Raw genomic sequence first — 23,249 nt, 5'->3', positions numbered from 1 at the left:
AGAGCAAGGAAAACCTCAAAGGCGTCCGATGTCCACAGATACTGATCTGATTAAACTTTATTCCGGCCAGATCCTCGCCCTGGCCTCAGATATTCCGCATCTTGAGCGTCTGGACGCCCCGATGGCTACGGTACGGCGGCGGTCTCCGCTGTGTGGCTCATCCGTGACGGTGGATCTGTCGGTGACCGATGGCCGGATCAGTGCTTTTGGGCAGGACGTCAAAGCCTGCGCCCTGGGGCAGGCAGCAGCCGCTGTGACAGGCAGTGCTGTGGTAGGCAGGAGCCTTCCGGAAATCGAACAGGCGCGCGACGAACTGCGCATGATGCTGAAGGAGAACGGCCCCGTACCGTCTGCTCCTTTTGACGGGTTTCGCGTCCTGGAACCGGCCAAAGACTATAAAAACAGGCATGCATCCATTCTGCTGAGCATTGAGGCAACTGCCGAGGCAATGGCCCAGGCACTGCAGTCTGACTGCGCCTGATCCGGCATTAGCCATTTTTAAGTAAAATTGTGTCATCACGAATCCCAGGCAATTCGCGGGGAGCCATGACCGTACACCAGCAGATTACAACGCCCGAACAGAGCCGGAGGTTGTCCGAGGCTGCTGCAGCCATCGGGTATGAGATCGTCGACATCGCCGGCTTTCTGGACCTTGTGGAAGAGCACGCAAAGTCGCAGCGCAGTTGCCTGAGGGTGCTGAACGACCGGGCAGCAGACATGACCCAGGCGAACTCTGACGTGCAGGAAGCGGTCGACACAATGGCTGAGCGCACCAGCGAAACCGCCCGTGAAGTGCAGACATCCGCCGGCCTTGTGCGGGCTACCAGCGAAAAGACCCGGAGCGTGGCGGAATGGGTGCACGCGCTCGCCGACCGGACAGAATCCGTGAGCGATACGATCACGGCCGTACGCACCAACAACCAGCAGATTGCCAGTATTGCCACTCAGGTGAACACGCTTGCGATCAATGCCAAGATCGAGGCGGCGCGCGCAGGGGACGCGGGCCGTGGTTTTGCTGTGGTTGCTGAGGCCATCAATGCGCTCTCACAGCAGACACGGGATGCCGCGGTGCAGATTTCTTCAAATATCGAATCGCTGACGGGCTGGATCGGTGATCTGCGTGGCGAGGCAGGCGACATCGCCGAAAAGGCAGCTCATGTTCTCGAAAACGCGGATGGCACGGATTCCGCCCTGTCCCGCATTGAAAAGTCCATCACAGCCGCAGACAAACAGGCTCAGCGGATCGCCGGCCAGACAGGGCGTGTCGAAAACGCCATGACGGAATTCCGCCCGGCTCTTTCCGGGATCGGCGACGCCGTGGAAAGCACCACATCCGGTATCGAGCGGACACATGAGCGTATTCTGCGCCTCATCGACACCTCAGAAACCATTGTCCAGTCGACTGCGATGCTGAACAAGTCATCCGCTGACGGCGCGTTCATTGCACAGGTCCAGAGCCTGTCGCGCAGGATCAGCGATACGCTGGAGGAAGCCATAGATTCCGGCCGCACCACGATGGAACAGCTCTTTGACCGCAACTACCGGACGATAGCGGGCACGAACCCCGAACAGTTCAGCACCCAGGCCGTTGATCTGCTGGATGAGCTTTTGCCGCCCATCCAGGAACCCGCCCTCGCATTCGACAAAAAGATCGTCTTCTGCGCTGCAGTGGATGAAAACGGCTATCTGCCGACGCACAACAACAAGTTTTCGCAGACACCCGGCGACGATCCGGTCTGGAACACTGCCAACTGCCGGAACCGCCGGATTTTTGATGACCGTGTGGGCCTCAAGGCAGGCCGGAACCGCGAACCCTTTTTGCTGCAGGTGTATCGCCGGGACATGGGCGGCGGCGAATTCTGCATGATGAAGGACCTGTCCGCGCCCATCACCGTCAAAGGACGACATTGGGGCGGTCTGCGCCTCGCCTACACCTTCTGAAAAAAAGTGCCGCACGTCCGGCAGGACGGCGGCACAGTAAAAGCGTCTTTCATGTGGGATCCGGCGGGAGCAAGGGGATCAGGAACAAGGCAGTAAAAATCCCCCGCACAATTGGGGACAGCGCAGGTGCCCCAGCCGGCATGAAATCGCAGGCAGAATTCAGAAAAAACCAGGGAGATGGAGCCCGACAAGCAGCATAACAACCAATGCAGCGGCACCTGCGGCATCCTGAGCAAGTGTGCTCTGCGACCGTGTTGCAACCGAGCGGATAAAGTTGAATGTTGCCATCGCTCACCTCCTTTGTTGCCTATTTGTTCTCATAATTTTAACCCTCTGTAAAGAACTAAATAAGAACTTTTGTGAACAAAAAGCTACCCGACTGTGATAAGCCGGATCGCCTCCTCCTTACTCATGAGCCAGAGCAACACCCGTGCCGCCTGCCCCCGCGGTGATGTGAGAGTGGGATCATCATGCAACAGACGCCGGGCATCTGACTGCGCTGTTGCCATGAGACCAGCCTGACGTTCCGGATCGGCAATGCGAAATTTCGGCACGCCGGACTGAGCTGTGCCGATCACATCGCCCGCACCACGCATCTGCAGGTCCGTTTCCGCAATAACAAAGCCATCTTCGGTTTCCCTAAGCACTTCCAGCCGCCGCTGAGCACTGTCGGACAAGGGTGGATGATACATGAGCAGACAGGTCGATTCAGCTGTACCACGCCCGACCCTGCCCCGCAGCTGATGCAGCTGAGCGAGCCCGAAGATCTCTGCCCGCTCAATCACCATAATGCTGGCCGCGGGCACATTCACACCAACTTCGATGACCGTGGTGGCAACGAGTACCCGCGTGTCGCCGGACTGAAACAGCCGCATGGCCGCGTCTTTGTCCTGCGCCGGCATCTGGCCATGAACAAGACCGACATTTCCTTCGCCAAGTGCCGCACGCAACATGCGGTAACGGGCCTCGGCGGCAGTAAGATCGACCGCTTCGCTTTCTTCAACGAGCGGGCAAACCCAGTAACACTGACGCCCGTCGGCAATTGCCTGGCGCAGCCTTTCGGTCACCTCGTCCAGCCTTGTATCGCTGATCATTACCGTCCGTACCGGTTTACGCCCGGGCGGTTTTTCATCCAGCACAGAAACGTCCATGTCCCCATATTGCGCCAGCGCCAGAGAGCGCGGGATCGGCGTGGCCGTCATCACCAGAACATCAACAGCATCGCCTTTTTTGCCCAGTTCGAGCCTCTGGCGCACGCCAAACCGGTGCTGCTCATCAATCACGGCCACTCTGAGATCGTTGAAAATCACGTCGGTCTGAAAAACCGCATGAGTCCCCAGCAGGATCTGGATAGCACCGCTGGCCAGCGCCTCGAGCTTGCGTCTGCGTTCCGCGCCTTTGTCGCGACCGGTCAGAATATCGATCGTAACCCCTGCCGTTTCAGCCATTTCGACAAGGCTTTCCAGGTGCTGGCGCGCCAGGATTTCTGTGGGCGCCATCATCACGCCCTGCCCGCCTGCCTCGACGGCCCGGAGCAATGCGAGAAAGGCGACGATCGTCTTCCCGGCCCCCACGTCGCCCTGCAGCAGGCGGTTCATCCTTTGCGGCGCCGCAAGATCCGCATTGATTTCCGCCACGGCACGCGACTGCGCTGCGGTTGGTTCATACGGAAGCGACTTCAAAACCCGCGTCTGGCGTTCTCCGTTTCCATCGGTGATCCGGCCCGGACGCCGCCGGTCCCGCGCGCGCGCCAGTGCGAGTGTGATCTGATGAGCGAACATTTCATCATAGGCCAGTCGCTCTCGCGCAGGTGCGGTCAGCTGAAGGTCAACATCAGACTGCGGCGTATGGGCCCGCATCAGAGCGTCGCCAAAGTCGGGCCATCCGCTGGTATCCATCTGCGAGGGATCTATCCATTCGCCTGCTGTTGGCAAACGCCCCAGTGCATCGCGCGTCGCACGGTACATCACTTTTTGCGTGACGCCTGATGTCAGCGGATAGACAGGTTCGTACACCGGCATTTCGGATGCTGCATCGGGCGCAACGATGAAATCCGGATGCACCATCTGCGGCATTCCGTCGAACACTTCGGTCTTTCCGGACACGAGGCGCTCTGAACCTTCAGGCAGAACCTTCAACAGGTAATCCGGGCGGGCATGAAAGAACACGAGCTGAAACCCGGTTTCTGCATCAGCCACGTTGATGCGGTAGGCACCGCCTTTCGTGCGCGCCGGCAGGTGGGTACCAACACGCACGCGAACTGTCAGAACACCCGGCAGAACAGCCCCGGAAACAGTGTCACGAGGGCGTCTGTCGATGCCGGAATAAGGCAGCGTCATCAGAAGATCCCGTGGCGTCGACACGCCGATCGTCTGCAGGTGCGCGGCTGTGCGCGGCCCGATGCCAGAGAGCGTTTCGGTGCCCGCAAAAAGCGGAAACAGAATTTCGGGACGCCCGCTCATGCAGCTCCAATCAGTTCAAGCCACGCTTCTTCGTCCATGATGGTCACGCCAAGATCAGCAGCTTTCTTAGCCTTGGACCCTGCCCCGGGACCGGCCACCAGAATGTCAGTCTTTCCGGAAACCGAACCGGAAACTTTGGCACCCAGCTTTTCGGCGCGCGCTTTGGCTTCGGCCCGCGTCAGGGTTTCCAGCGTTCCGGTGAAAACCACCGTTTTACCAGCCACGGGGCTGTCAGAAGCTGCCGGGCGCTCTGCGGGTAAAACGGTCAACTGTTCGGCGAGCCGTTCGATTGATGCCCGTTCAGAGGGCTGATTGAACGCAGTCACCAGTGATCCGGCCATCACTGCACCAATTCCATCAACTGAGTTCAGCTCGTCCCAGGCCGACCCTGTAAGGTCCGCTGCCTTGGTTGTGCCTTCCAGCAACGCGTCCCAGTCGCCGAAATGCTGGGCAACAAGAGCAGATGCAGCTTCTCCCACGTGCCGGATGCCCAGTGAGAAGACCAGCCGGGACAGCGGGATCGAGCGTTTTTCATCAATAGCATCGAAGAGATTAGCAGCAGATTTTTCACCCCAACCCTCGCGGTTTCGCAATTGCTGCAACCCTGTTCCGTATCTTTCCCGCAGATGGAAAATGTCCGCAGGTTCCCTGATCCACCCGTCGCGATAAAACTGCTCGACCTGTTTTGCGCCAAGCCCCTCAATGTCAAAGGCCGCGCGAGACACAAAATGTTTGAGCTTTTCAACGGCCTGTGCAGGGCAGATCAACCCGCCGGTGCAGCGCCGGACGGCATCTCCCTCGTCGCGCACAGCGTCGCTGTCACATTCCGGGCACCTGACAGGAAAGACGAAGGGCTTCGCATCGGCCGGGCGCTTTGACAGATCCACATCGGCAATTTTCGGGATCACGTCGCCGGCGCGGTACACCTGCACCCAGTCGCCGGGACGGATGTCTTTGCCGTCACGGATGGGCTGTCCTTTGTTGTCCCGACCCGCGATGTAATCTTCGTTGTGAAGCGTTGCGTTCGAAACAACGACGCCACCGACCGTCACGGGCGCCAGCCGCGCAACAGGCGACAAAGCGCCTGTACGTCCGACCTGGATGTCGATGGCTTCCAGCCGTGTCCAGGCCAGTTCCGCCGGAAACTTATGGGCGACCGCCCATCTGGGCGTCGTCGAACGGAACCCAAGCCTTTCCTGGAGCGACAGGTCATTCACCTTATAAACGACGCCATCAATGTCATATCCGAGTGTGGCGCGTTGTGCCTCGATGCTTCTGTAGTGGTCAATCAACTCTTCCGCAGTTTCGCAAAGCTGTGTCAGAGGGTTTACCTGAAATCCCAGCGCTTGCAGACGCGCTATTGCACCGGTCTGCGTTGCCGCCAGCGGGTCAGACACTTCGCCCCAAGCATAGGCAAAAAACCTCAGCGGCCTGCTCCGTGTGACCGCGGCATCCAGCTGCCTGAGCGATCCGGCTGCCGCGTTCCTCGGGTTGGCAAACACCTTTCCACCGGACGCTGTCTGACGTTTGTTCAGGTCGGCGAAATCGGCGTGTGACATATAGACTTCGCCACGCACCTCCAGGATGGAGGGTGCCCCTGTAATTTTCTGAGGGATATCGCCAATTGTCCGGGCATTTGCGGTTACGTTTTCACCCACGGCACCATCACCGCGGGTCGCCGCCTGCTCCAGAACACCGTTTCTGAAGCGCAAAGAAAGCGACAACCCATCAATTTTCGGCTCCGCAGACACAGGCATCGGGACATCCGCCGCAAGCCCAAGGTATTTTCGGTTACGTTGCAGAAAGTCAGTGACATCTTCGTCCGTAAAAGCATTCCCCAGCGACAGCATCGGGACAGCATGCGTTATTTTTGAGAATGCTTCCGAGGGTTCAGCGCCGACCAGTTCGGACGGGCTGTCCCCGCGTTTCAGGTGCGGAAACCTTTGCTCGATACCGGCATTTCGCTGTTTGAGCCGGTCGTATTCCGCATCAGACAGTTGCGGTGCATCTTCCACGTAGTAGGCATTGTTCGCGGTCTGAAGAAGTGCGGCAAGTCTCTTAAGTTCTGCACGGGCTTCTTTTTCGGTTAAACGGCTGATTTCCGGGTCGGACACGGGACAGGGCCTTTATCAGTCAAACTCTCTGACGTGATAAGGCCGGTGCCTGATATGGTCCAGTTTATTCTGGTTCAGCCGACCGGAACAAAAAACCCGCCGGATTGTGCGGCGGGTTTTGCATTATTAGGAACTGATCAGGCGCCAACAGCGAGAGGCTGCGGGTCATCGGCGACGTTCGGATCAGGGTCGCGCAGAACGTACCCACGGCCCCAGACCGTTTCGATATAATTGTCACCGCCGGTGGCCTGAGAAAGCTTTTTGCGCAGTTTACAGATGAAAACGTCAATGATTTTCAGTTCCGGTTCATCCATCCCGCCGTAGAGATGATTGAGGAACATCTCTTTGGTCAGGGTCGTGCCTTTGCGCAGGGAAAGCAGTTCGAGCATCTGGTATTCCTTGCCGGTCAGATGCACGGTCTTGTTTTCCACGCTGACTGTTTTCGCGTCCAGATTCACGGAAATCCGGCCTGTGTCGATCACAGACTGTGAGTGACCTTTTGAACGACGGATGATCGCATGAATACGCGCAACGAGTTCTTCGCGGTGGAACGGTTTGGTCAGGTAGTCGTCCGCGCCAAAGCCGAAGCCCTTGATTTTGTTCTCCGTATCGTCAGCACCGGACAGGATCAGAATTGGCGTTTCGATGCGCGACAGACGCAGCTGGCGCAGCACTTCATGACCATTCATGTCCGGCAGATCGAGGTCCAGAAGAATCAGATCGTAGTCATACAGCTTGGCCAGATCGATCCCTTCTTCTCCAAGATCTGTTGCATAAACGTTCAGATTGGCGTGGGTCAGCATCAGTTCGATGCTTTTCGAGGTCGTGGGGTCGTCTTCAACAAGCAGTACGCGCATCATGTTCTCCGCATCGGATGGTCGTAGGTTCCTGCCGTTAACCCTGACGAAAAAAGGTTAACCACACGTTACCGTCTGCTAAAAACATAGGTGAACAACTTAAGGTTGTCTATATTTTTGTACACTTGTTGCTTTGAGTGCGTCCTCACCGTGTTCAGAGACTGCGCGGACCCATTCGTGGAATTCATCTTCACTGATCGCATAACGCTTGAGCGCGTCACTTTGCGAAATGAGGCCATAAGCAACCCCGCGCACGACGGCGGCCTTGCGCGACGCGACCCAGCGGCGGGTGTTGGCAGGCGGAAGATCGGCCTGCGTCATGACGCTTCCGTCAGCCAGCGTAACGGATCTGGGTCCATCTACTTTCTTCAGGTACATACCACTTACTCGTTCTTACTACTCGGCGGCACCTTGACGACCGGGCCTTAAAGACCCATGAAGCCCCCTCTTGAGAGTAATTAGGATTTTCCTATATTCGCTCATAAGTCCCGGAGAGCATCATGCCGCTTGATCAGAAACAGCCCCTGAATTCGCTTGGTTTTGCCAAATCGCCGGCGGAAACACGCGTCGTCGTTGCAATGTCCGGCGGCGTGGACAGTTCTGTTGTTGCCGCCATGCTGTCCGAAGAAGGTTATGACGTTGTTGGTGTGACCCTGCAGCTCTACGACCATGGCGCCGCTCTCGCAAAAAAGGGCGCGTGCTGTGCGGGGATCGATATCCACGACGCCCGTCGCGTTGCCGAAAAAATGGGTTTTCCGCATTACGTCCTCGATTATGAGAACATTTTTAAAGATGCGGTTATTGATGAGTTCGCAGACAGCTATCTGGCCGGTGCGACACCTGTGCCCTGTATCCGTTGCAACGAACGCGTGAAGTTCAAAGATCTGCTTGCGATGGCCAAAGACCTGGACGCTGACTGCATGGCCACAGGCCATTATATCCAGCGGATGACGGGCGCTTCGGGTCCCGAACTGCACACTGCGGCCGATGCGTCGCGCGATCAGAGTTACTTTCTGTTCTCCACAACACCGGACCAGCTCGACTTTTTGCGCTTTCCGCTGGGCCATCTGCCGTCCAAGGATGACACCCGCGCTCTGGCCGAAAAATATAACCTAAGCGTGGCAGGCAAACCGGACAGCCAGGATATCTGCTTTGTGCCCAATGGGGACTATGCATCTGTGATCCGGAAACTGCGCCCCGAAGCCGCGGATCCCGGCGAGATCGTACATGCCGACGGGCGTGTGCTGGGAACGCATGAAGGCGTGATTCACTATACTATCGGCCAGCGGCGCGGCCTTGGTATCGGCGGGCTGGCGGATCCTCTCTATGTCGTGCGCCTCGATGCAGACAAAAAACAGGTCATCGCGGGTCCGAAAGCAATGCTGTCGACACGCACTGTGCCGGTCCGCGAAATCAACTGGCTCGGAGATGAAGCGTTCACGGCACAGGACGAATGGCACGTCGCCGTAAAAGTCCGCTCAACCCGTCCACCGACGGATGCTGTTATCCGACCGATCAGCGCGACCGAAGCAACCGTCGAACTGATTACACCCGAAGAAGGTGTGTCACCGGGTCAGGCCTGTGTGTTCTATGACCGGTCGGGCAGCCGTATCTTTGGTGGTGGCTGGATCCACAAAGGCTGATCCTGAGCGCCGGCACCGGGAATAGTGTCAGGCGCAGCCTGGCCTTCGGATCACGCCTGCATACCCTGCAACACGGCGCGTGCAGCGCGCAGCCCCGGTGCTTCACCGCCTTCGCCCAGACGCTGCATCGTCAGTTCCATGGCCTCTTCCTGCGCATGCGGATCACGCAGCACAGCACCAAGCCCGCCTGCAATCTTTTCCGCCGTACAGTCTGGCCCGAGGAAGTCCGGGACCACCCTCGTGTCGGACACAAGATTCACCAGAGTTACTGTATCCACCAGCGCCATGCGACGGATCAGATAAAAACTCAGCCAGTGCATGCGGTATGCGATGACCATCGGGGTCCGGGCGGCGGCAAGTTCAAGGGATACAGTCCCTGATGCCGCCAGCGCGATATCCGCCGCGCGGAACGCGGCACGTTTTTCCGCCGCAGCGCTTTCAATATCCTGCCCGCGAGGGTCCAGAACAATTGCGTCGACCGGCCAGCTCCGGACGGCTTCCTTCACCTGTTCTGCCACGGCAGACGCTGCGGGCACCACGATGCGCAGCCCCGGATGCAACGCGCTGAACCGCCCCAGAGCCTCGCCAAACACGGCTGACAGACGGGCAACCTCACCTGCACGCGATCCGGGCAGCACCAGAGCAACGGGGGCATTTCCCAGGCCCTGGTCTGCGCGAAACGCTCCGGCCTCAGCTTCGGTCGCCTGCGGTTCTGCTACGACAGGATGGCCGACAAAGTCACAGGCCATGCCTTCGCGCGTCATCAGCGGCGGCTCAAAGGGAAAGAGTGCCAGAACATGGTCAATGAAGCGCGCCATCTTTGCAGCCCGCTTCGGGCGCCAGGCCCAGACCGTTGGTGCTACATAGTGAACGGTCCGCACATTACAGGCATCTTTGACCAGTTTCGCCACGCGCAGGGAAAAGTCCGGACTGTCGATGGTGATCATCACATCCGGGCGGGTCCCGATCACCTGTTCTGCGGTCTCGCGGATACGTGCTTTGAGCGCGCGGTACTTTGGCAGGATCTCCGCGATTCCCATCACGCTGAGTTCCTTCATCGGGAACCGCGAGACCAGACCCTCGGCCTGCATGCCTGCGCCGCCGATACCATCAAAGGTGACGTCCGGATGCAGTTCCTTCAGACCGGCCATCAGAGCCGCACCAAGACGATCCCCAGAGGGCTCGCCCGCGACAATAAAAACCCGCATCAGTTCGGCTCGCGTGACCAGAGCACCAGCCCCGCTTCATCCGCCCGCCGGATCGTCTCGTCGCGCGCCAGCAGAACCGTCTGACCGGCCATAATCACCAGCCCTGCCAGTCCGGCAGCAACAACAGCGTCAATGGTATCCGGGCCGACGGCGGGCATGTCCACGCGCAGGTCCTGCCCCGTTTTCGGTGCCTTGATCAGCAGCGCCCGTGTTTTCCGGACCGCCGGTGGCAACGTTGCGAGCATATGGTCGGTGCCGCCAACGGTTTCAACCGCCCAGATCTGTCCTGCGCCAGCAACGCAGCCCTGGCCCACATCGAGCGGCGCAAGCGCCGCCAGAACCTCGCGGCCCCGTTTTTCATCTTCGCAAAGCGCATCGTCCGGCCAGGTGGCAGACAAAACACCCTCGGGTGCGAGAATGCCCGGCGCCAGTTCATGTGCGCCCCGCACGGTAAATCCGCGCGCTTCAAAGATACCCAGGACGGCCCGCAGAGCCCCGTCATCGCCCGAGGCAATCGCCTGCATGAGTACAGGAACCAGCGGCATCGTTGCCGCATCAATGGCAGCAGGGTCCACAGCCGGTCGCTGAACAGCACCACAGAAACAGACCTGTGTCACCCCTCGGTCCTGCAATTGTTCCAGCAGGGTGCCGAGGCGTTCGAGGCGGAAGGGAAGATCCACTTCAAGGCCCTCAGGCGTGAATCCTTCGAGGGCGCACACCACAGGTGCCGTGTCCTGTGCCGCGGCGACAGCCGCCGGCAGACCGCCGCTTCCTGCAATCAACGCCAGCATCAGCGCGGGGTCAGAAAGTGACGGCCACTGTCGGCCAGAACAAAATCGACGATTTCGCGCACATAGTCACTCGTGGTTTCATCGCCCAGCCTCTGCGCGCGGTCGTGGAACGTCCCTTCGCCCTGGGCCAGCATCTGGAAAGCGGCGCGCAGCGCGGTGATATCAGCACGCGACACACCGCGACGCTTGAGCCCGACGAGGTTCAGGCCGTCCAGTTCACCCCGTGGGGCCTGCACAAGGCCGTAGGGGATCACATCATTGGTCACCATCGTCACGGCTCCGATAATGGCGCCACGTCCGATGCGGACGAACTGATGCACACCGGACAGGCCGCCGACGATCACGTCATCCTCTAGGATACAATGGCCCGCGATCGCAACCGAATTTACGATGATACAGCGATCACCGATAATCGCATCGTGAGCGATATGGCATCCGGCCATAAAGAGCCCGTCATCCCCAACGCGGGTCACTCCACCGCCGCCCTCAGTGCCACAGTTCATTGTGACATGCTCGCGGATGCGGTTACGTTTGCCGATCACCAGTTCAGTCGCTTCGCCCCGGAACTTAAGGTCCTGGGGAATTTCTCCGATGACCGCAAAGGGGAAGATAACGGTGTCCTCTCCCACAATGGTGCGTCCCGTCACCACCACATGGCTGCGCAGTTCAACGCCCGGCCCCAGCGTGACCTGAGGCCCTACAGTGCAGAACGGTCCCACTGTTGCGGTCGGATCAATCTTTGCGCCCTCTTCAACGACAGCGCTGGGGTGAATGCCGCCCATGCGCTCAGAGGTCCATCATGGCAGTGAACTCGCATTCCGCCGCCATTTCGCCGTCCACACTGGCAACACCGCCAAAACGCCAGACCTTGCCACCGGGTTTGCCACGCAGGGTCGTCACACGCATTTCCAGTACGTCCCCCGGCACAACCTTCCGGCGGAACTTGGCTTTGTCGATGGCCATGAAATACACCTTCATGTCCTTGTCCGCCATCTCAAGCGTGACACCAACCATGACCGCCGCAGTCTGGGCCATCGCTTCGATGATCGTCACGCCCGGCATGATGGGCAGGCCGGGGAAATGCCCCTGAAAATGCGGTTCGTTCATGGTGACATTCTTAAGACCCAGAGCAGACTGGGTTCCGTCGATATCGACCACGCGGTCAACCAGAAGAAAGGGATACCGGTGTGGCAGAATACGCTGGATAAGCTGAATGTCCGCCTCGGTGCTCGGGCTGGTCATAGTAAGTGTCCTTTTATCCTCAAGGGCTTGAACATGCCTAGCAACTCAACCCATCCGGGGCAAGCACACTGACCCGGCAGGCGCTACTGTTCCGGTGCATTGCCGGCGTCGGGCAACAACTCGTTCAGACGTGATATGGCCACATCCGTGATGTCGATGGAGTTCGAACTGATGAAAACTGACCGGCGTTCCATAATGACGCCCGCACCTGCTTCACGCATCAACTGCTCCAGAACAGGTGCAGCGGCATTCAGGAACTGGCGCCTGCGTTCCTCAAGGTCTGTATTGAGCTGGCGCGTTTTCGTGTCCTGCTCACGGCGAATTTCCTGAACCTTCGCGTCAAAGGCATCCGCAAGTTCCCGGAATTCCTGAGGCGTCAGGCTTGCGCGCTGTTCAGTGATGTCACGCTCTTCCTGGCTGAGTTCTTCTTCAATCCGCCGGTTTTCAGAACTCAGTTGCGCCGCAAGCGCCTCAAACTCTGCGGCCGTGTTCCGACCAAAGTCACTGCCCTCGAACATGCGCTCAGAATCGATGGTGAGCACCGGGCTCTTTACATCAAGCCTGCTGCGCTCCTGCGCCGTGACCTCCCCGGCAAACAGCACAAGGGCTGCCATCACTGCACCAGTGATGCTGCGTCTCACCGCAGACACCCGCTCAGAAGGACGTGCTGAGTGTCAGTTCAAATGTCTGATCGCGGTCAAATTCTTCTTTTTTGATCGCTTCAGAGAAGTTGAACCGCAGCGGTCCGACCGGCGTGTCCCAGAGGATCGAGAAACCAACCACATGGCGGAAGGAACCACCCTCGCCAACGATGTTACCGCCAGCGGTGTTGACGTCCGAAAGGTTCCAGAGGTTGCCGACGTCATAGAATACGCCACCCTGAATACCCAGCTCTTCCGGCAGGCCCAGCGGGAACTCCGCCTCAAAACGCGCTGCGAGGTAAAGGTTACCGCCCAGAGGGTCTTCGCCGGAGACTGACAGATCGCGCGGCCCGATACCGCCGGGTTCAAAGCCACGGATAATGTTCGTGTCCAGCAGGAAACGGTCCACAGCCCGGTTGGTTCCACTGCCAAAACTCAGCGCGCCACCTTCGAGCGAGGCACGCAATGTGATTTCTTCGTTGAACACGCGCGTTTCGCCGATCACACGAGCCGTCGTCTTGATGAATTTGTTGTCTCCGCCAAGTCCGGAGAAATCCTGACCAAATTCGAAAAGGTAGCCGGAGTTTGTATCAATCCCGCCGCGGCGCGTGTCATAAGTGAAAACGTAACCAGGAGCGCTGCTGACCAGTTCACCTGCGGCAATTTCATTTCCAATAACCACACCGTTCACCGGTGTTTCGCGCGCGAGCATTTCCGATTCCTCAAAGGTGTACCGCAGCTGAAGGCTTGAATTTTCACCGATCGGGAAGGTCAGCGACGGACGGAACAGGAACCGGTCTGTGTCATAGGTCGTAAATGAGCTGTCAGTCTCGGCGACGTCCAGTTCCAGGCCAAAAGCAACATCCCGCCCGAGGAAAGCCGGTTCTACAAATCTTATACCGTATTCATCCGAGTCTTCCGCGGTCGAAACAGTCGCGCTGAACCGCTGGCCGCGTCCAAGAAAATTTTCCTCGGAGAAACGGATCGCGAAACCGATCCCGTCATTGTTCGAGAATGAAGCACCGAACGTCAGCGAGCCTGTGGGCCTTTCCTCGACATCCACATCAACAATCACCTGATCCGGTGTGGAGCCCTCGCGCGCATTCACTTCGGCAACCTCAAAGAAGTTCAGCGCGCGGATCCGTTCTGCGGCTTCGCGGATTTCACGCGGATTGAAGGGGTCGCCTTCAACGCTGTCAAACTGCCGGCGGATCACCTGGTCCAGTGTTGTAGTGTTTCCTTCGATGTCGATACGCTCGACAAAAACCCGCTGACCGCGGCTCAGGACATACTCAATGTCCAGTTCCAGATTGCGCTCGTCGCGGGAAACGCGCGGCTCAACCCGCAGGAAATCCACGCCCTGCCGCAGCGCTAGGCGCTCCATGCGGGCGATGTCATTTTCGATCAATGTTGGCGAGTACACGTCGCCTGAATCAATACCGACAATGCCGAGATACTCATCGGAATCCACGTTCGTAAGCTCACTCGTCACCGAAATCTCGCCGATGCGGAACTGTTGACCTTCCTGAACATTGAACACCAGAAAGTAACCGTCGCGCTCCTCAGTAAGTTCGGCATTGGCGGAATTAGTCCGGAAATCCACATATCCGCGTGACAGGTAAAAATCACGAAGCACCTGTTTGTCGAATTCGATGCGATCCTCGATCAGTGTATCGCTGCGCACAAATGACCTGAACAAACCGGCCTGTTTCGTCGCCAGGACACGGCGCAGGCGACGGTCAGAGTAAACACGGTTGCCGACAAAGCTAAGCCGCTCAATCTCGATCACATCACCTTCCAGGACCTCAAAAACCAGATCCACCCGGTTATCAGAGCGACGGATGATTTTTGGCGTTACACGGGCAGACAGGCGACCTTCGATCGCATAGGCGTCAGCAATCAGGGCCGCATCGCGTTCGACCTGAGACGGATTGAAAACACGGCGTTCGTTGGAATTGATGGCCGCTGACAGCTGTTCGTCGCTGATACGCCGGTTGCCTTCGAAATTGATCCTGTTGATCGTCGGATATTCGACCACCGTAATGAGCAGTGACGAGCCTCGCGGCTCAAAGTTCACAGTCTCGAACAATCCGGAATCGATAAGGGCCTGAAATGCCGTGTTCAGCTCACCTGCGGTCACAGTCTGACCCCGGGCGATTCCTGCCCGTGTCAGGATCGCAGCGTCGCCGACCCGTGCATTACCTTCGATTTCAATCGAATTCAGAGTGATCTGCTGGGCAAGTGCCGGTTGCGGAGCAGCTATCCAGGACGCTGATAAAACGACATAAAAAAGCGCCGCGCTCACTGCCGGCCTGACTGATGTTCCAAACGCACAAAAGGCGGCAACCGCCCGCGAAAAGCCCCGTGTCATGATCTGCCCCGATCCTCAGTACATTATTGTTAACTGAGTACCGGCAAAGCCAGAGGTTGTCAAAACTATGTGGTCTAAAAACGCGCAACAACTATATGCGCGCCGAATGAATATTTTAACGTTAAGTAACTGCGGTGCTCTGCCCTGAGGTCAGCCTGCAACCGAAGCGAGCCACGCGCCCGCGCCAAGCGCCAGACCGATGGTGCCAACGTAAAGAAAACGGTCCCAGTTCAGGTCCATCAGGAGGCTGAGGCCGCGGTATCCGCTCTGTATAGCTTGCATTGTGCCACTCCCTTTGTCTGCGAAGAGACTTAACGCCGGAATGCGGCACCAGTTTGATGGTTTATGGCGAAATCAGGGCAATTCGGCCCGCCGCAGCTGTCAGGGGCAGAAGATATCGTTGCCAAGAGCGAACAGCATCAGCGTCAGCACCATAGCAAGGCCTGCTGTCATCAGAATGCGCAGCGCACGGTCGCTCGGCGGTTTGCCTGCAACAGCCTCATAAGCGTAGAAAACAAGGTGTCCCCCATCCAGCGCCGGCACCGGGAACAGATTGAGCAGCCCCACCGCCGTGCTGAGAACGGCAATAAACCATATAAAGGATTCCGCGCCCTGGCTGGCCATTGCACCGGAGGTCTGCGCAATGCCGATCGGGCCCGAGAGATTACAGGTACTGATGGCACCGGTGATCATGTGACCGAGGCCCGAAAGCGATCCTTCGATGATGCGCATTGTCTGGCGCACGCCATTCGACAGCGCCTCGCCCACGCCAGGTGTCTGCGTTGCCGGCTCAAAGGCCAGGCCACCGGCGATGCCAATACGCCAGTAGGTTGCGAACCCTCCGTCGGCCTGAGGCTCGTCCACCCGCTTGGGTGTCAGCGTCAGATCCAGCATCTCGCCAGTGCGCCATACTGTCAGGGCCAGCGGTGCACCGTCGCCGCCTTCAACGGCCTGTTTGAGCTGGTCAAAAGCGTAGATCGGGGCGCCGTCGATACCGGAAATAACGTCACCGGACTCGATCCCCGCGCTGAGCGCTGCAGACTGCGGCGTGACGCTGGACACAAGTGGCGGCAACAGCCAGGTCCCGGAAACGTCGCGTTCCTGCCCGTCACGCAACACGGTGTACTGCAGCGTCGGGCTCTGTTCGAGGTCTGCGATAAAACTGCTGTAGGCGTCCATGTCTTCGCGCGACGGCACCGCATCGCCATTGATTGCCAGGATTACATCACCGGCTTCCAACCCGCGGGGTTCAACGGGCAGCGGGTTAAGACTGCCGACGGTCAGCGGATCACGCGTGACACCACTGGTCAGCAGAACGGCTGCAAAAACCAGGATCGACAGGGCAAAATTGAATGCTGGTCCCGCTGCAACTGTCAGCGCGCGCGCCCAGAGCGGTGCGCCGTGCATGGTTGCCCGCAGGCGCTCGGGATCTTCACTGGCCTCGGCCATCGCGTCTTCATCTTTGCCCGACGCGGCATTCGCATCACCTGCAAACTTGACGTAGCCACCAAACGGCAGAGCCGCGATCTGCCAGCGCGTGCCGCGCCGGTCCATACGCGACCAGAGCACAGGCCCGAACCCCAGCGAGAACACATCCGCATGAATGCCCGACCAGCGCCCGACAATGTAGTGGCCATACTCATGGATCGCGACGATCACCGAGAGCGCCAGAATGAAAGCTGCAATCGTCCAGATCAGCCCGCCGAACTGCGGGATCAGTGACAGAATATCCAAAGGGTTAACCTGCTTTTCCGTTTATGACCGATCTGGCCGCCTGACGTGCGAGATGGTCCGTTTCGGCGACGTTATCAAGGGTCATGGTGGCATCAATATGTCCCGCAGTGGCAGAAAGCCTGTCCAGAACGGCCTCAACCACGTCCGACATCTGCGTAAATCCGATCTCGCCCGCGATAAACGCGTCCAGCGCCGTTTCCTTGGCGGCATTGAAAACCGCCCCTGACAAACCACCGGTTTTCATGACCTCGCGCGCCAGCCGCAGCGCAGGCCAGCGGGTTTCGCAGGGTTCCCGGAAACTGAGCTGGCCGATAGCCGCAAGATCGAGACGTTCTACCGGCAGGCTGCGCCTTTCCGGCCAGTGCAGCGCATATCCGATAGCGTGGCGCATGTCCGGCGGCCCCACGTGCGCCATCAGCGCGCCATCGCGGAACCCGACAAGCGCGTGGATCATGGATTCGGGGTGCACCACAGCCTCAATCTGGTCAGGACGAACACCAAAGAATTCTTTGGTTTCAATCAATTCCATCGCCTTGTTAAACATGGACGCGGAGTCGATGGTTATCCGCTGGCCCATGTCCCAGTTCGGATGCGACGATGCTTCGGCAAGGGTGGCAGTCGACAGCTTCTCAATGGGCCAGTCCCGGAAAGCTCCACCGGACGCGGTTATGACAATCCGTTCCACAGCCTGCATGTCTTCGCCGACAAGCGCCTGGAAAACCGCGGAATGCTCACTGTCGACCGGCAGGATTCTGGCACCGTGATCCCGCGCCGTGGACAGCATCAGCGCACCGGCACAGACAAGCGATTCCTTGTTGGCCAGTGCCAGGGTGGCTCCCTGCTGCAACGCCGTGACACCCGGTGCCAGCCCCGCAGCCCCGACAATGGCCGACATGACCCAGTCCGCAGGCCGCGCCGCCGCCTCAACGATTGAAGCTGCGCCGGCGGCCGCCTCGACACCGGAACCTTCCAGTGCCGCCCTCAGGTCATCCAGCCTGTCTTCACAGGCGGTTACGGCGATTTCTGCTTTGAGCCTGCGCGCATCGGCGGCCAGTTGTCGGATGTTCGAGGCACCGGTCAGCGCCACAACATCATAGTCATCCGGCGCACGTGCAATCAGATCGATGGTGTTCTGACCAATGGAGCCCGTCGCGCCAAAGATACTGATGCGGCGCATCCGCTCAGCCCACCGCTGCCGGGCCAACAAAAGACCCGATGATCAGCAGAAAAACAGAAGCGCCCAGCATCCCGTCGAACCGGTCCAGCAGACCGCCATGCCCCGGGATGAGCGACGAGCTGTCCTTGACACCGACACGGCGCTTGATGGCGCTTTCCGCAATATCGCCCATCTGGCTGGCCATTGAAATTGCAACCGAAACACCGATCAGCTGTGTGCCCGCCCCCGTCTGAGAGATGAAGATTGCCCCCACGATACCAGCGCCGATCCAGCCCGCCCCGGTGCCGGCCCAGGTTTTCTTCGGGCTGACACGCGGCCAGAACTTGGGCCCGCCAATAAAACGTCCGGCGAAATAGCCCACCACATCCGTGGCCACCACGACCAGCACCAGCCAGAGCATCCAGACAAAGCCCATGTCATCCCGCACGGACATCATGCCGAAGCCTGCGAGCATGACCATCACGGTGAAAATCATAAAAATCGTGCGGAACGAAGACAGCTGACCGAAACCCACCAGCGCGGGCGCCAGCAGAACTGGCAGTGCGAACCCGAGCGGCAGATAAATGGCCAGCAGCATAGCCGCCCCGGACAGACCACCAAGCTGTATCGCCACCGAAGGCTCAGAGGGGTGCAGCATGCGCACCAGTTCCCAGACCATCAGTCCACAGATCACAGCGACCATGACGTGGAACACGTGACCGCCGGCCCAGACACCCAGCATGCCAACGATAACCATCGCAGCTCCGGAGCCGAGACGTGTCGCAAGGTCAGACCATTTGTCAGGGGCCGCCGTCATTCTGCCATCAGGCCTTTACACCGCCATAGCGACGATCCCGGCCGCCATAGGCCTGGCACAGGCTTTCAAATTCGTCACGGGTGAAGTCCGGCCACAGGGTGTCGATAAACTCGTATTCAGAATAGGCCGACTGCCAGAGCAGGAAGTTCGAGATACGCGCTTCACCACTGGTGCGGATCACAAGGTCGGGATCCGGCAGAACGCAGGTGTCCAGATACCTAGGCAGCGTTTCCTCGTCCACATTTTCAGGCTTCAGGTGACCGTCCGCCACATCCTGCGCGAGGCGCCGCGTGGCACGGGTCACCTCATCGCGGCCGCCATAGTTGATCGCAATGGTCAGATTCACGAGGCTGTTATGCTCGGTCGCCTGCTCCAGATCGTTCATCAGGACAATCAGTTTGTCGTCCAGCCGATCACGATCCCCGATAAATCGGACACGGACACCATTGGCGCGCAGGGCTCTTGTCTCTTTGATGATGTAGCGGCGGAAGAGGCTCATCAGACCCGCAACCTCAACCTGTGTCCGCTTCCAGTTTTCGGTCGAGAAAGCGAAAATCGTCAGGTATTCAACGCCGATATGGGGACAGGCCTCGACGATCTCGCGCACACGGCGGGCACCGGCATGGTGACCGAACAGGCGCGGACGCCCGCGCTGGGTCGCCCAGCGGCCATTGCCATCCATAATTATTGCCACGTGATGCGGACATCCCGGAACCCGGGTCTGCTGGGGCTGGCGTTGCAACGCCATATTCAGTGCTCCTTGCCTGTCCTGCGCACGGGCGCGGGTTTGTGTGCTTCTTTTTGCGTCAAAAAGCCCGCTTTCGCAAGATTTTAGAACGGGTATGGGCAACTCTGCGCACTGTCACCGTGCACGGCCCACAGGCAGGAAAAGTCATTTCAGACCTGCATGATCTCGCCCTGTTTGGACTCAAGAAGGCTGTCCACCGATTTGATGAACCGGTCAGTGATCTCCTGAACCTCGCCTTCCCAGAGTTTCTGGTCGTCTTCGGACATGCCGTCGCCCTTGGCCTTTTTGATCTGGTCCATCCCGTCCCGCCGGATGTTCCGCACAGAAACGCGCGCGTTTTCGGCGTACTGGCCGGCAACCTTGGTCAGTTCCCGGCGGCGTTCTTCGTTCAGTTCCGGAATGGGCAGCATGATGATCGTCCCGTTCAGCTGCGGGTTGATTCCGAGCCCGCTTTCGCGGATCGCCTTTTCCACCTTGCCGACCAGACCCTTGTCCCAGACATTGATCGTCACCATGCGCGGTTCCGGCACGTTGACCGTTCCCACCTGGTTAACCGGTGTGCGCTGGCCGTAAGCGTCAACCATCACGGGTTCCAGCATCGAGGCGGACGCCCGCCCGGTCCGCAGGGAGGCAAATTCTGTTTTCAGCGCTGACATGGCGCCTTCCATCCGGCGCTCAAGGTCATCGGTGTCCAGCATAAAATCGTCTGACATGGTCTTCTTCCTGCCGCAGTTATATCAGCGCCCCGGGGCGCGGTGCTCTTTGAAGCTGTATAAATCAGGATGACACAGAAAGGCCAGTGGCTCGGTGAAAACCCGTTCAGCCCTGCACTCTTGTATATGTCCCCTCGCCCGCGAGGATACCGCGGAAGCCACCAGGTTCGTCGAGGGAAAAGACGATGATCGGCAGGTTGTTATCCCGCGCCAGTGCGATGGCCGATGCGTCCATCACACCCAGTCGTTTTGCGAGCACGTCATCATAGCTGACGGTATCATAGCGTTGCGCGTCATCGTGTTTCGCCGGATCCTTGTCATAGACGCCATCAACCTTGGTGCCTTTGAAGATCGCCTCGCAGGACATCTCGTTTGCACGCAGTGTGGCGGCCGTATCAGTGGTGAAATACGGGTTGCCGGTCCCGGCCGCGAAAATACAGACGCGCTTCTTTTCCAGGTGCCGGACAGCGCGGCGCCGGATGTATGGCTCGGCCACCTCATTCATCGTGATGGCGGAGATGACCCGCGTGTGAATGCCAAGACCTTCGAGCGCCGACTGCATCGCCAGCGCGTTCATCACCGTGGCCAGCATGCCCATATAGTCTGCAGTCGTCCGTTCCATCCCCTGGGCCGAGCCCTGCAGACCACGGAAAATGTTTCCGCCCCCGATCACCATGCAGATTTCGACGCCCATCTCATGCACCGACTGGACCTCTTTTGCGATCCGTTCGACGGTCGGCGGGTTCAGGCCGAACCCCTGGTCCCCCATGAGCGCTTCGCCCGATATTTTGAGCATTACCCTGCTGAACTTCGTCTGTGGTTCGGGCTGGGTCATGGTCGCGCTCCTGACAGGGGGTTTAACTGCGGCGCAAAATGTCCGAAAACGCCGGTAACTTCAATGCGCCCCGGACGGGATGACGGCAAAAAATGGCGGACAGCCTGATCCATTCGACACAAGCGGTACTGGACGGGCTCTCGCCTGAAATGCCGGTCCTGATTGCAGGCCCCACGGCATCCGGAAAATCCGCGCTGGCGCTGGAGATCGCAGCACGTCAGGGGGGCGTGATTGTCAATGCAGATGCCAGCCAGGTTTACGATTGCTGGCGGGTTCTGACGGCCCGGCCGTCACCTGAGGAAGAAGACGCGGCACCTCACGCGCTTTATGGTCATGTCTCCGCGACGGACAGTTACTCCGCGGGCCACTGGTTGCGGGACATCCGGGACCTGCTGCAACGCCCGCAGCGGTCCATCATTGTTGGGGGCACCGGTCTGTATTTCAGTGCACTGACCCGCGGACTAGCGGAAATCCCGGCCACGCCGCCAGAAATACGCGCGCGGGCAGACGTATTGCCCCTGCCCGACCTGCTGGCCGGACTGGATGCCCGGACCACGGGTCGGATCGATATTGCGAACCGGATGCGCGTCCAGCGCGCCTGGGAGGTTCAGACCGCAACCGGCCGCAGCCTCGCATCCTGGCAGGACGCAACCGGGCCCGCACTGCTGCCGGAGACGCAGGCGCGTTGCATTGTCTTTGACGCGCCAAAGGACTGGCTCACGCCACGCATCGAAAAGCGGTTCGACCTGATGCTGGACGCCGGTGCGCTGGAAGAAGCGCGGGCGGTTCTGCCACGCTACAACGCAGCCCTGCCCGCACACCGAGCCATCGGTGCGCCGGAACTGATTGCGCATCTGAAAGGTGAAATGACGCTCGACCACGCGCGGGAGGCAGCGGTGATCGCAACACGTCAGTTTGCAAAACGCCAGCGCACATGGTTCCGCTCGAAGATGGCGGACTGGCTGCATTTCAGACCAGCGGAGAACCGCTGAAACTTTCACATATTTTACCGCAAACTTGCGAAAACCGCGTTTTTGGCTCCACTGGCATGATCAAAAGGGACAATTCACGGATTGGTTGAATGTCAGAGACAGACCTGCGCATCATACCGCTTTCCCAGCTGACGGGCAGCAGTGACTGGCGGCTGACACTGGCGCATGACCGTCGTGAACAGTTGCTCATCTGGATCACGCGGGGCCAGGGACGCCTGCTTCTGAACGGACAGCGTCGCGGGGTTGGCACACATAACGCCATTGTCGTGCCGGCAGATCATCTTTTTGCGCTCGATATGGGGCGCCAGGGCATCGGCCAGGTCGTTATCATTCCCGAAGGTTGTCAGGTGCTGTTTCCGCAGATGCCGCGCCTCTTGCGTATCCGCGAAGTGGGGGCGATGTCGGAACTTACCGTTCTGATGGAGGCCGCGACCCGCGAACAGGCCTCGGGCCGCCCGCTGACCGGCCAGGCGATGGAAGCACATGGCGCGCTCATCTCTGTCTGGCTGCAGCGGCAGATGGCGATGGAGGAACACATGCCGGAACGGCGCAATGCTGCTGCCCGGCTCTGCGCGGCGTATTGTGCCCGGATCTCCGCCCATTTCCGCGAAACCCTGACGATGGCCGATCATGCCGCAGCGCTCGGCGTGACGCCTACACATCTGACACGCGCCTGCAAAGCCGCGACCGGCCGGACAGCTGCCGATCTGCTGACGGAGCGCGTGCTTTACGAGGCGCGCAGTCTGCTGGTCGGCACGAAAGCACCGGCACAGGATATTGCGCGTCACCTCGGTTTTGGCAGCGCCGCTTATTTCACGCGGTTCATCCAGCATCACACGCATGCGACGCCAACCGCCCTGCGCCGTGCCGGTGCACAGGCGCCGGAACTGGCCTGACACCTTCCCCTCTGATCCGGCCGCACCCGGGAAATCGCCAGAAAACGACTGACCTATGTCGCAAATTTTACACCGGATGGCGTTTGTC

Annotated in this window: 22 protein-coding genes; 5 read left to right on the top strand and 17 right to left on the bottom strand. The window is 59.2% G+C overall.

All coding sequences use genetic code 11. The features are described from left to right. The first annotated feature begins 28 nt into the window (after nucleotides 1–28). Together AB4K19_RS06520 and AB4K19_RS06515 are read left to right on the top strand one after the other, a co-directional pair. A complete protein-coding gene (locus tag AB4K19_RS06520; protein ID WP_375227635.1) occupies nucleotides 29–481 on the top strand; it encodes an iron-sulfur cluster assembly scaffold protein in 453 nt (150 codons plus the stop codon). A 65-nt stretch (nucleotides 482–546) separates the two neighbouring features. Then, nucleotides 547–1,941, top strand: a complete 1,395-nt coding sequence (locus tag AB4K19_RS06515) for a methyl-accepting chemotaxis protein (protein ID WP_375227634.1) — start codon at nucleotides 547–549, stop codon at nucleotides 1,939–1,941. Nucleotides 1,942–2,312: 371 nt separating this feature from the next. On the opposite strand, the gene recG is transcribed toward AB4K19_RS06515, so the two are convergent. The 4 genes from recG to sciP all read right to left on the bottom strand — a co-directional run bounded on the left by recG (nucleotide 2,313) and on the right by sciP (nucleotide 7,752). Further along, on the bottom strand, nucleotides 2,313–4,403 hold the full coding sequence (recG, locus tag AB4K19_RS06510; RefSeq protein WP_375227632.1) for an ATP-dependent DNA helicase RecG: 2,091 nt from the start codon (nucleotides 4,401–4,403) through the stop codon (nucleotides 2,313–2,315). Continuing rightward, on the bottom strand, nucleotides 4,400–6,517 hold the full coding sequence (gene ligA, locus AB4K19_RS06505) for an NAD-dependent DNA ligase LigA (protein WP_375227631.1): 2,118 nt from the start codon (nucleotides 6,515–6,517) through the stop codon (nucleotides 4,400–4,402). Before ligA ends, recG begins: the two co-directional genes overlap by 4 nt. Nucleotides 6,518–6,654: 137 nt before the next feature. After that, nucleotides 6,655–7,374: a response regulator transcription factor CtrA gene (ctrA, locus tag AB4K19_RS06500; protein ID WP_375230853.1), complete on the bottom strand. Its 720-nt coding sequence runs from the start codon at nucleotides 7,372–7,374 to the stop codon at nucleotides 6,655–6,657. A gap of 99 nt (nucleotides 7,375–7,473) precedes the next feature. Next, nucleotides 7,474–7,752 (bottom strand): CtrA inhibitor SciP, encoded by a 279-nt coding sequence (sciP, locus tag AB4K19_RS06495; protein WP_375227630.1) that lies wholly within the window; start codon nucleotides 7,750–7,752, stop codon nucleotides 7,474–7,476. Between the two features lie 122 nt (nucleotides 7,753–7,874). Between sciP and mnmA the strand changes: the two genes are divergently transcribed. Continuing rightward, the gene (gene mnmA, locus AB4K19_RS06490; RefSeq protein WP_375227629.1) at nucleotides 7,875–9,017 is read left to right on the top strand and encodes a tRNA 2-thiouridine(34) synthase MnmA; all 1,143 of its coding nucleotides are present in this window, start codon (nucleotides 7,875–7,877) and stop codon (nucleotides 9,015–9,017) included. A gap of 50 nt (nucleotides 9,018–9,067) precedes the next feature. Here the strand turns inward: mnmA and lpxB are convergent, their stop codons facing one another. The 13 genes from lpxB to pyrH form a co-directional block, all read right to left on the bottom strand. Next, nucleotides 9,068–10,225: a lipid-A-disaccharide synthase gene (gene lpxB / locus AB4K19_RS06485; protein ID WP_375227628.1), complete on the bottom strand. Its 1,158-nt coding sequence runs from the start codon at nucleotides 10,223–10,225 to the stop codon at nucleotides 9,068–9,070. Continuing rightward, nucleotides 10,225–11,016: an LpxI family protein gene (locus tag AB4K19_RS06480; RefSeq protein ID WP_375227627.1), complete on the bottom strand. Its 792-nt coding sequence runs from the start codon at nucleotides 11,014–11,016 to the stop codon at nucleotides 10,225–10,227. Before AB4K19_RS06480 ends, lpxB begins: the two co-directional genes overlap by 1 nt. Further along, nucleotides 11,016–11,798 carry an acyl-ACP--UDP-N-acetylglucosamine O-acyltransferase gene (lpxA, locus tag AB4K19_RS06475; protein ID WP_375227626.1) on the bottom strand — a complete coding sequence of 261 codons (783 nt, stop codon included), beginning with the start codon at nucleotides 11,796–11,798 and terminating at the stop codon, nucleotides 11,016–11,018. Before lpxA ends, AB4K19_RS06480 begins: the two co-directional genes overlap by 1 nt. A 4-nt stretch (nucleotides 11,799–11,802) precedes the next feature. Continuing rightward, nucleotides 11,803–12,258, bottom strand: coding sequence for a 3-hydroxyacyl-ACP dehydratase FabZ (gene fabZ / locus AB4K19_RS06470; RefSeq protein WP_375227625.1), 456 nt, complete (start codon nucleotides 12,256–12,258; stop codon nucleotides 11,803–11,805). 83 nt (nucleotides 12,259–12,341) lie between these two features. Beyond that, nucleotides 12,342–12,899 (bottom strand): OmpH family outer membrane protein, encoded by a 558-nt coding sequence (locus AB4K19_RS06465; RefSeq protein WP_375227624.1) that lies wholly within the window; start codon nucleotides 12,897–12,899, stop codon nucleotides 12,342–12,344. 13 nt (nucleotides 12,900–12,912) lie between these two features. Next, on the bottom strand, nucleotides 12,913–15,270 hold the full coding sequence (gene bamA, locus AB4K19_RS06460) for an outer membrane protein assembly factor BamA (RefSeq protein WP_436399347.1): 2,358 nt from the start codon (nucleotides 15,268–15,270) through the stop codon (nucleotides 12,913–12,915). Nucleotides 15,271–15,420: 150 nt separating this feature from the next. After that, nucleotides 15,421–15,552 carry a hypothetical protein gene (locus AB4K19_RS06455; protein ID WP_375227623.1) on the bottom strand — a complete coding sequence of 44 codons (132 nt, stop codon included), beginning with the start codon at nucleotides 15,550–15,552 and terminating at the stop codon, nucleotides 15,421–15,423. A 99-nt stretch (nucleotides 15,553–15,651) separates the two neighbouring features. Further along, nucleotides 15,652–17,004 (bottom strand): RIP metalloprotease RseP, encoded by a 1,353-nt coding sequence (rseP, locus tag AB4K19_RS06450; RefSeq protein WP_375227622.1) that lies wholly within the window; start codon nucleotides 17,002–17,004, stop codon nucleotides 15,652–15,654. 4 nt (nucleotides 17,005–17,008) lie between these two features. Next, nucleotides 17,009–18,181 carry a 1-deoxy-D-xylulose-5-phosphate reductoisomerase gene (dxr, locus tag AB4K19_RS06445; protein ID WP_375227621.1) on the bottom strand — a complete coding sequence of 391 codons (1,173 nt, stop codon included), beginning with the start codon at nucleotides 18,179–18,181 and terminating at the stop codon, nucleotides 17,009–17,011. Between the two features lie 4 nt (nucleotides 18,182–18,185). Continuing rightward, nucleotides 18,186–18,977 carry a phosphatidate cytidylyltransferase gene (locus tag AB4K19_RS06440; RefSeq protein WP_375227620.1) on the bottom strand — a complete coding sequence of 264 codons (792 nt, stop codon included), beginning with the start codon at nucleotides 18,975–18,977 and terminating at the stop codon, nucleotides 18,186–18,188. A 7-nt stretch (nucleotides 18,978–18,984) separates the two neighbouring features. Further along, nucleotides 18,985–19,725: a polyprenyl diphosphate synthase gene (uppS, locus tag AB4K19_RS06435; protein WP_375227619.1), complete on the bottom strand. Its 741-nt coding sequence runs from the start codon at nucleotides 19,723–19,725 to the stop codon at nucleotides 18,985–18,987. 149 nt (nucleotides 19,726–19,874) lie between these two features. Continuing rightward, nucleotides 19,875–20,438, bottom strand: coding sequence for a ribosome recycling factor (gene frr, locus AB4K19_RS06430; RefSeq protein WP_375227618.1), 564 nt, complete (start codon nucleotides 20,436–20,438; stop codon nucleotides 19,875–19,877). Between the two features lie 106 nt (nucleotides 20,439–20,544). Continuing rightward, nucleotides 20,545–21,273: a UMP kinase gene (gene pyrH, locus AB4K19_RS06425; protein ID WP_375227617.1), complete on the bottom strand. Its 729-nt coding sequence runs from the start codon at nucleotides 21,271–21,273 to the stop codon at nucleotides 20,545–20,547. 92 nt (nucleotides 21,274–21,365) lie between these two features. On the opposite strand from pyrH, the gene miaA reads away from it, so the two are divergent. Together miaA and AB4K19_RS06415 are read left to right on the top strand one after the other, a co-directional pair. Beyond that, nucleotides 21,366–22,265 (top strand): tRNA (adenosine(37)-N6)-dimethylallyltransferase MiaA, encoded by a 900-nt coding sequence (miaA, locus tag AB4K19_RS06420; protein WP_375227616.1) that lies wholly within the window; start codon nucleotides 21,366–21,368, stop codon nucleotides 22,263–22,265. Between the two features lie 89 nt (nucleotides 22,266–22,354). After that, on the top strand, nucleotides 22,355–23,161 hold the full coding sequence (locus AB4K19_RS06415; RefSeq protein ID WP_375227615.1) for a helix-turn-helix transcriptional regulator: 807 nt from the start codon (nucleotides 22,355–22,357) through the stop codon (nucleotides 23,159–23,161). Nucleotides 23,162–23,249: the final 88 nt, after the last annotated feature.

Origin of the sequence: Roseobacter phycocola (assembly GCF_042055075.2) — a bacterium.
GTDB lineage: Bacteria > Pseudomonadota > Alphaproteobacteria > Rhodobacterales > Rhodobacteraceae > Roseobacter.
The sequence above is the reverse complement of the archived record's forward strand: the minus strand, read 5'-3'. Positions and strand labels throughout refer to the sequence as shown.

Excerpts from the sequence above, each read along its gene's own strand:
- AB4K19_RS06520 (WP_375227635.1), top strand. The coding sequence starts at position 29 with ATGTCCACAGATACTGATCTGATTAAACTTTATTCCGGCCAGATCCTC.
- AB4K19_RS06515 (WP_375227634.1), top strand. The coding sequence starts at position 547 with ATGACCGTACACCAGCAGATTACAACGCCCGAACAGAGCCGGAGGTTG.
- recG (WP_375227632.1), bottom strand. The coding sequence starts at position 4,403 with ATGAGCGGGCGTCCCGAAATTCTGTTTCCGCTTTTTGCGGGCACCGAA.
- ctrA (WP_375230853.1), bottom strand. The coding sequence starts at position 7,374 with ATGCGCGTACTGCTTGTTGAAGACGACCCCACGACCTCGAAAAGCATC.
- sciP (WP_375227630.1), bottom strand. The coding sequence starts at position 7,752 with ATGTACCTGAAGAAAGTAGATGGACCCAGATCCGTTACGCTGGCTGAC.
- mnmA (WP_375227629.1), top strand. The coding sequence starts at position 7,875 with ATGCCGCTTGATCAGAAACAGCCCCTGAATTCGCTTGGTTTTGCCAAA.
- lpxB (WP_375227628.1), bottom strand. The coding sequence starts at position 10,225 with ATGCGGGTTTTTATTGTCGCGGGCGAGCCCTCTGGGGATCGTCTTGGT.
- AB4K19_RS06480 (WP_375227627.1), bottom strand. The coding sequence starts at position 11,016 with ATGCTGGCGTTGATTGCAGGAAGCGGCGGTCTGCCGGCGGCTGTCGCC.
- lpxA (WP_375227626.1), bottom strand. The coding sequence starts at position 11,798 with ATGGGCGGCATTCACCCCAGCGCTGTCGTTGAAGAGGGCGCAAAGATT.
- fabZ (WP_375227625.1), bottom strand. The coding sequence starts at position 12,258 with ATGACCAGCCCGAGCACCGAGGCGGACATTCAGCTTATCCAGCGTATT.
- bamA (WP_436399347.1), bottom strand. The coding sequence starts at position 15,270 with ATGACACGGGGCTTTTCGCGGGCGGTTGCCGCCTTTTGTGCGTTTGGA.
- AB4K19_RS06455 (WP_375227623.1), bottom strand. The coding sequence starts at position 15,552 with ATGCAAGCTATACAGAGCGGATACCGCGGCCTCAGCCTCCTGATGGAC.
- dxr (WP_375227621.1), bottom strand. The coding sequence starts at position 18,181 with ATGCGCCGCATCAGTATCTTTGGCGCGACGGGCTCCATTGGTCAGAAC.
- AB4K19_RS06440 (WP_375227620.1), bottom strand. The coding sequence starts at position 18,977 with ATGACGGCGGCCCCTGACAAATGGTCTGACCTTGCGACACGTCTCGGC.
- uppS (WP_375227619.1), bottom strand. The coding sequence starts at position 19,725 with ATGGCGTTGCAACGCCAGCCCCAGCAGACCCGGGTTCCGGGATGTCCG.
- frr (WP_375227618.1), bottom strand. The coding sequence starts at position 20,438 with ATGTCAGACGATTTTATGCTGGACACCGATGACCTTGAGCGCCGGATG.
- pyrH (WP_375227617.1), bottom strand. The coding sequence starts at position 21,273 with ATGACCCAGCCCGAACCACAGACGAAGTTCAGCAGGGTAATGCTCAAA.
- miaA (WP_375227616.1), top strand. The coding sequence starts at position 21,366 with ATGGCGGACAGCCTGATCCATTCGACACAAGCGGTACTGGACGGGCTC.
- AB4K19_RS06415 (WP_375227615.1), top strand. The coding sequence starts at position 22,355 with ATGTCAGAGACAGACCTGCGCATCATACCGCTTTCCCAGCTGACGGGC.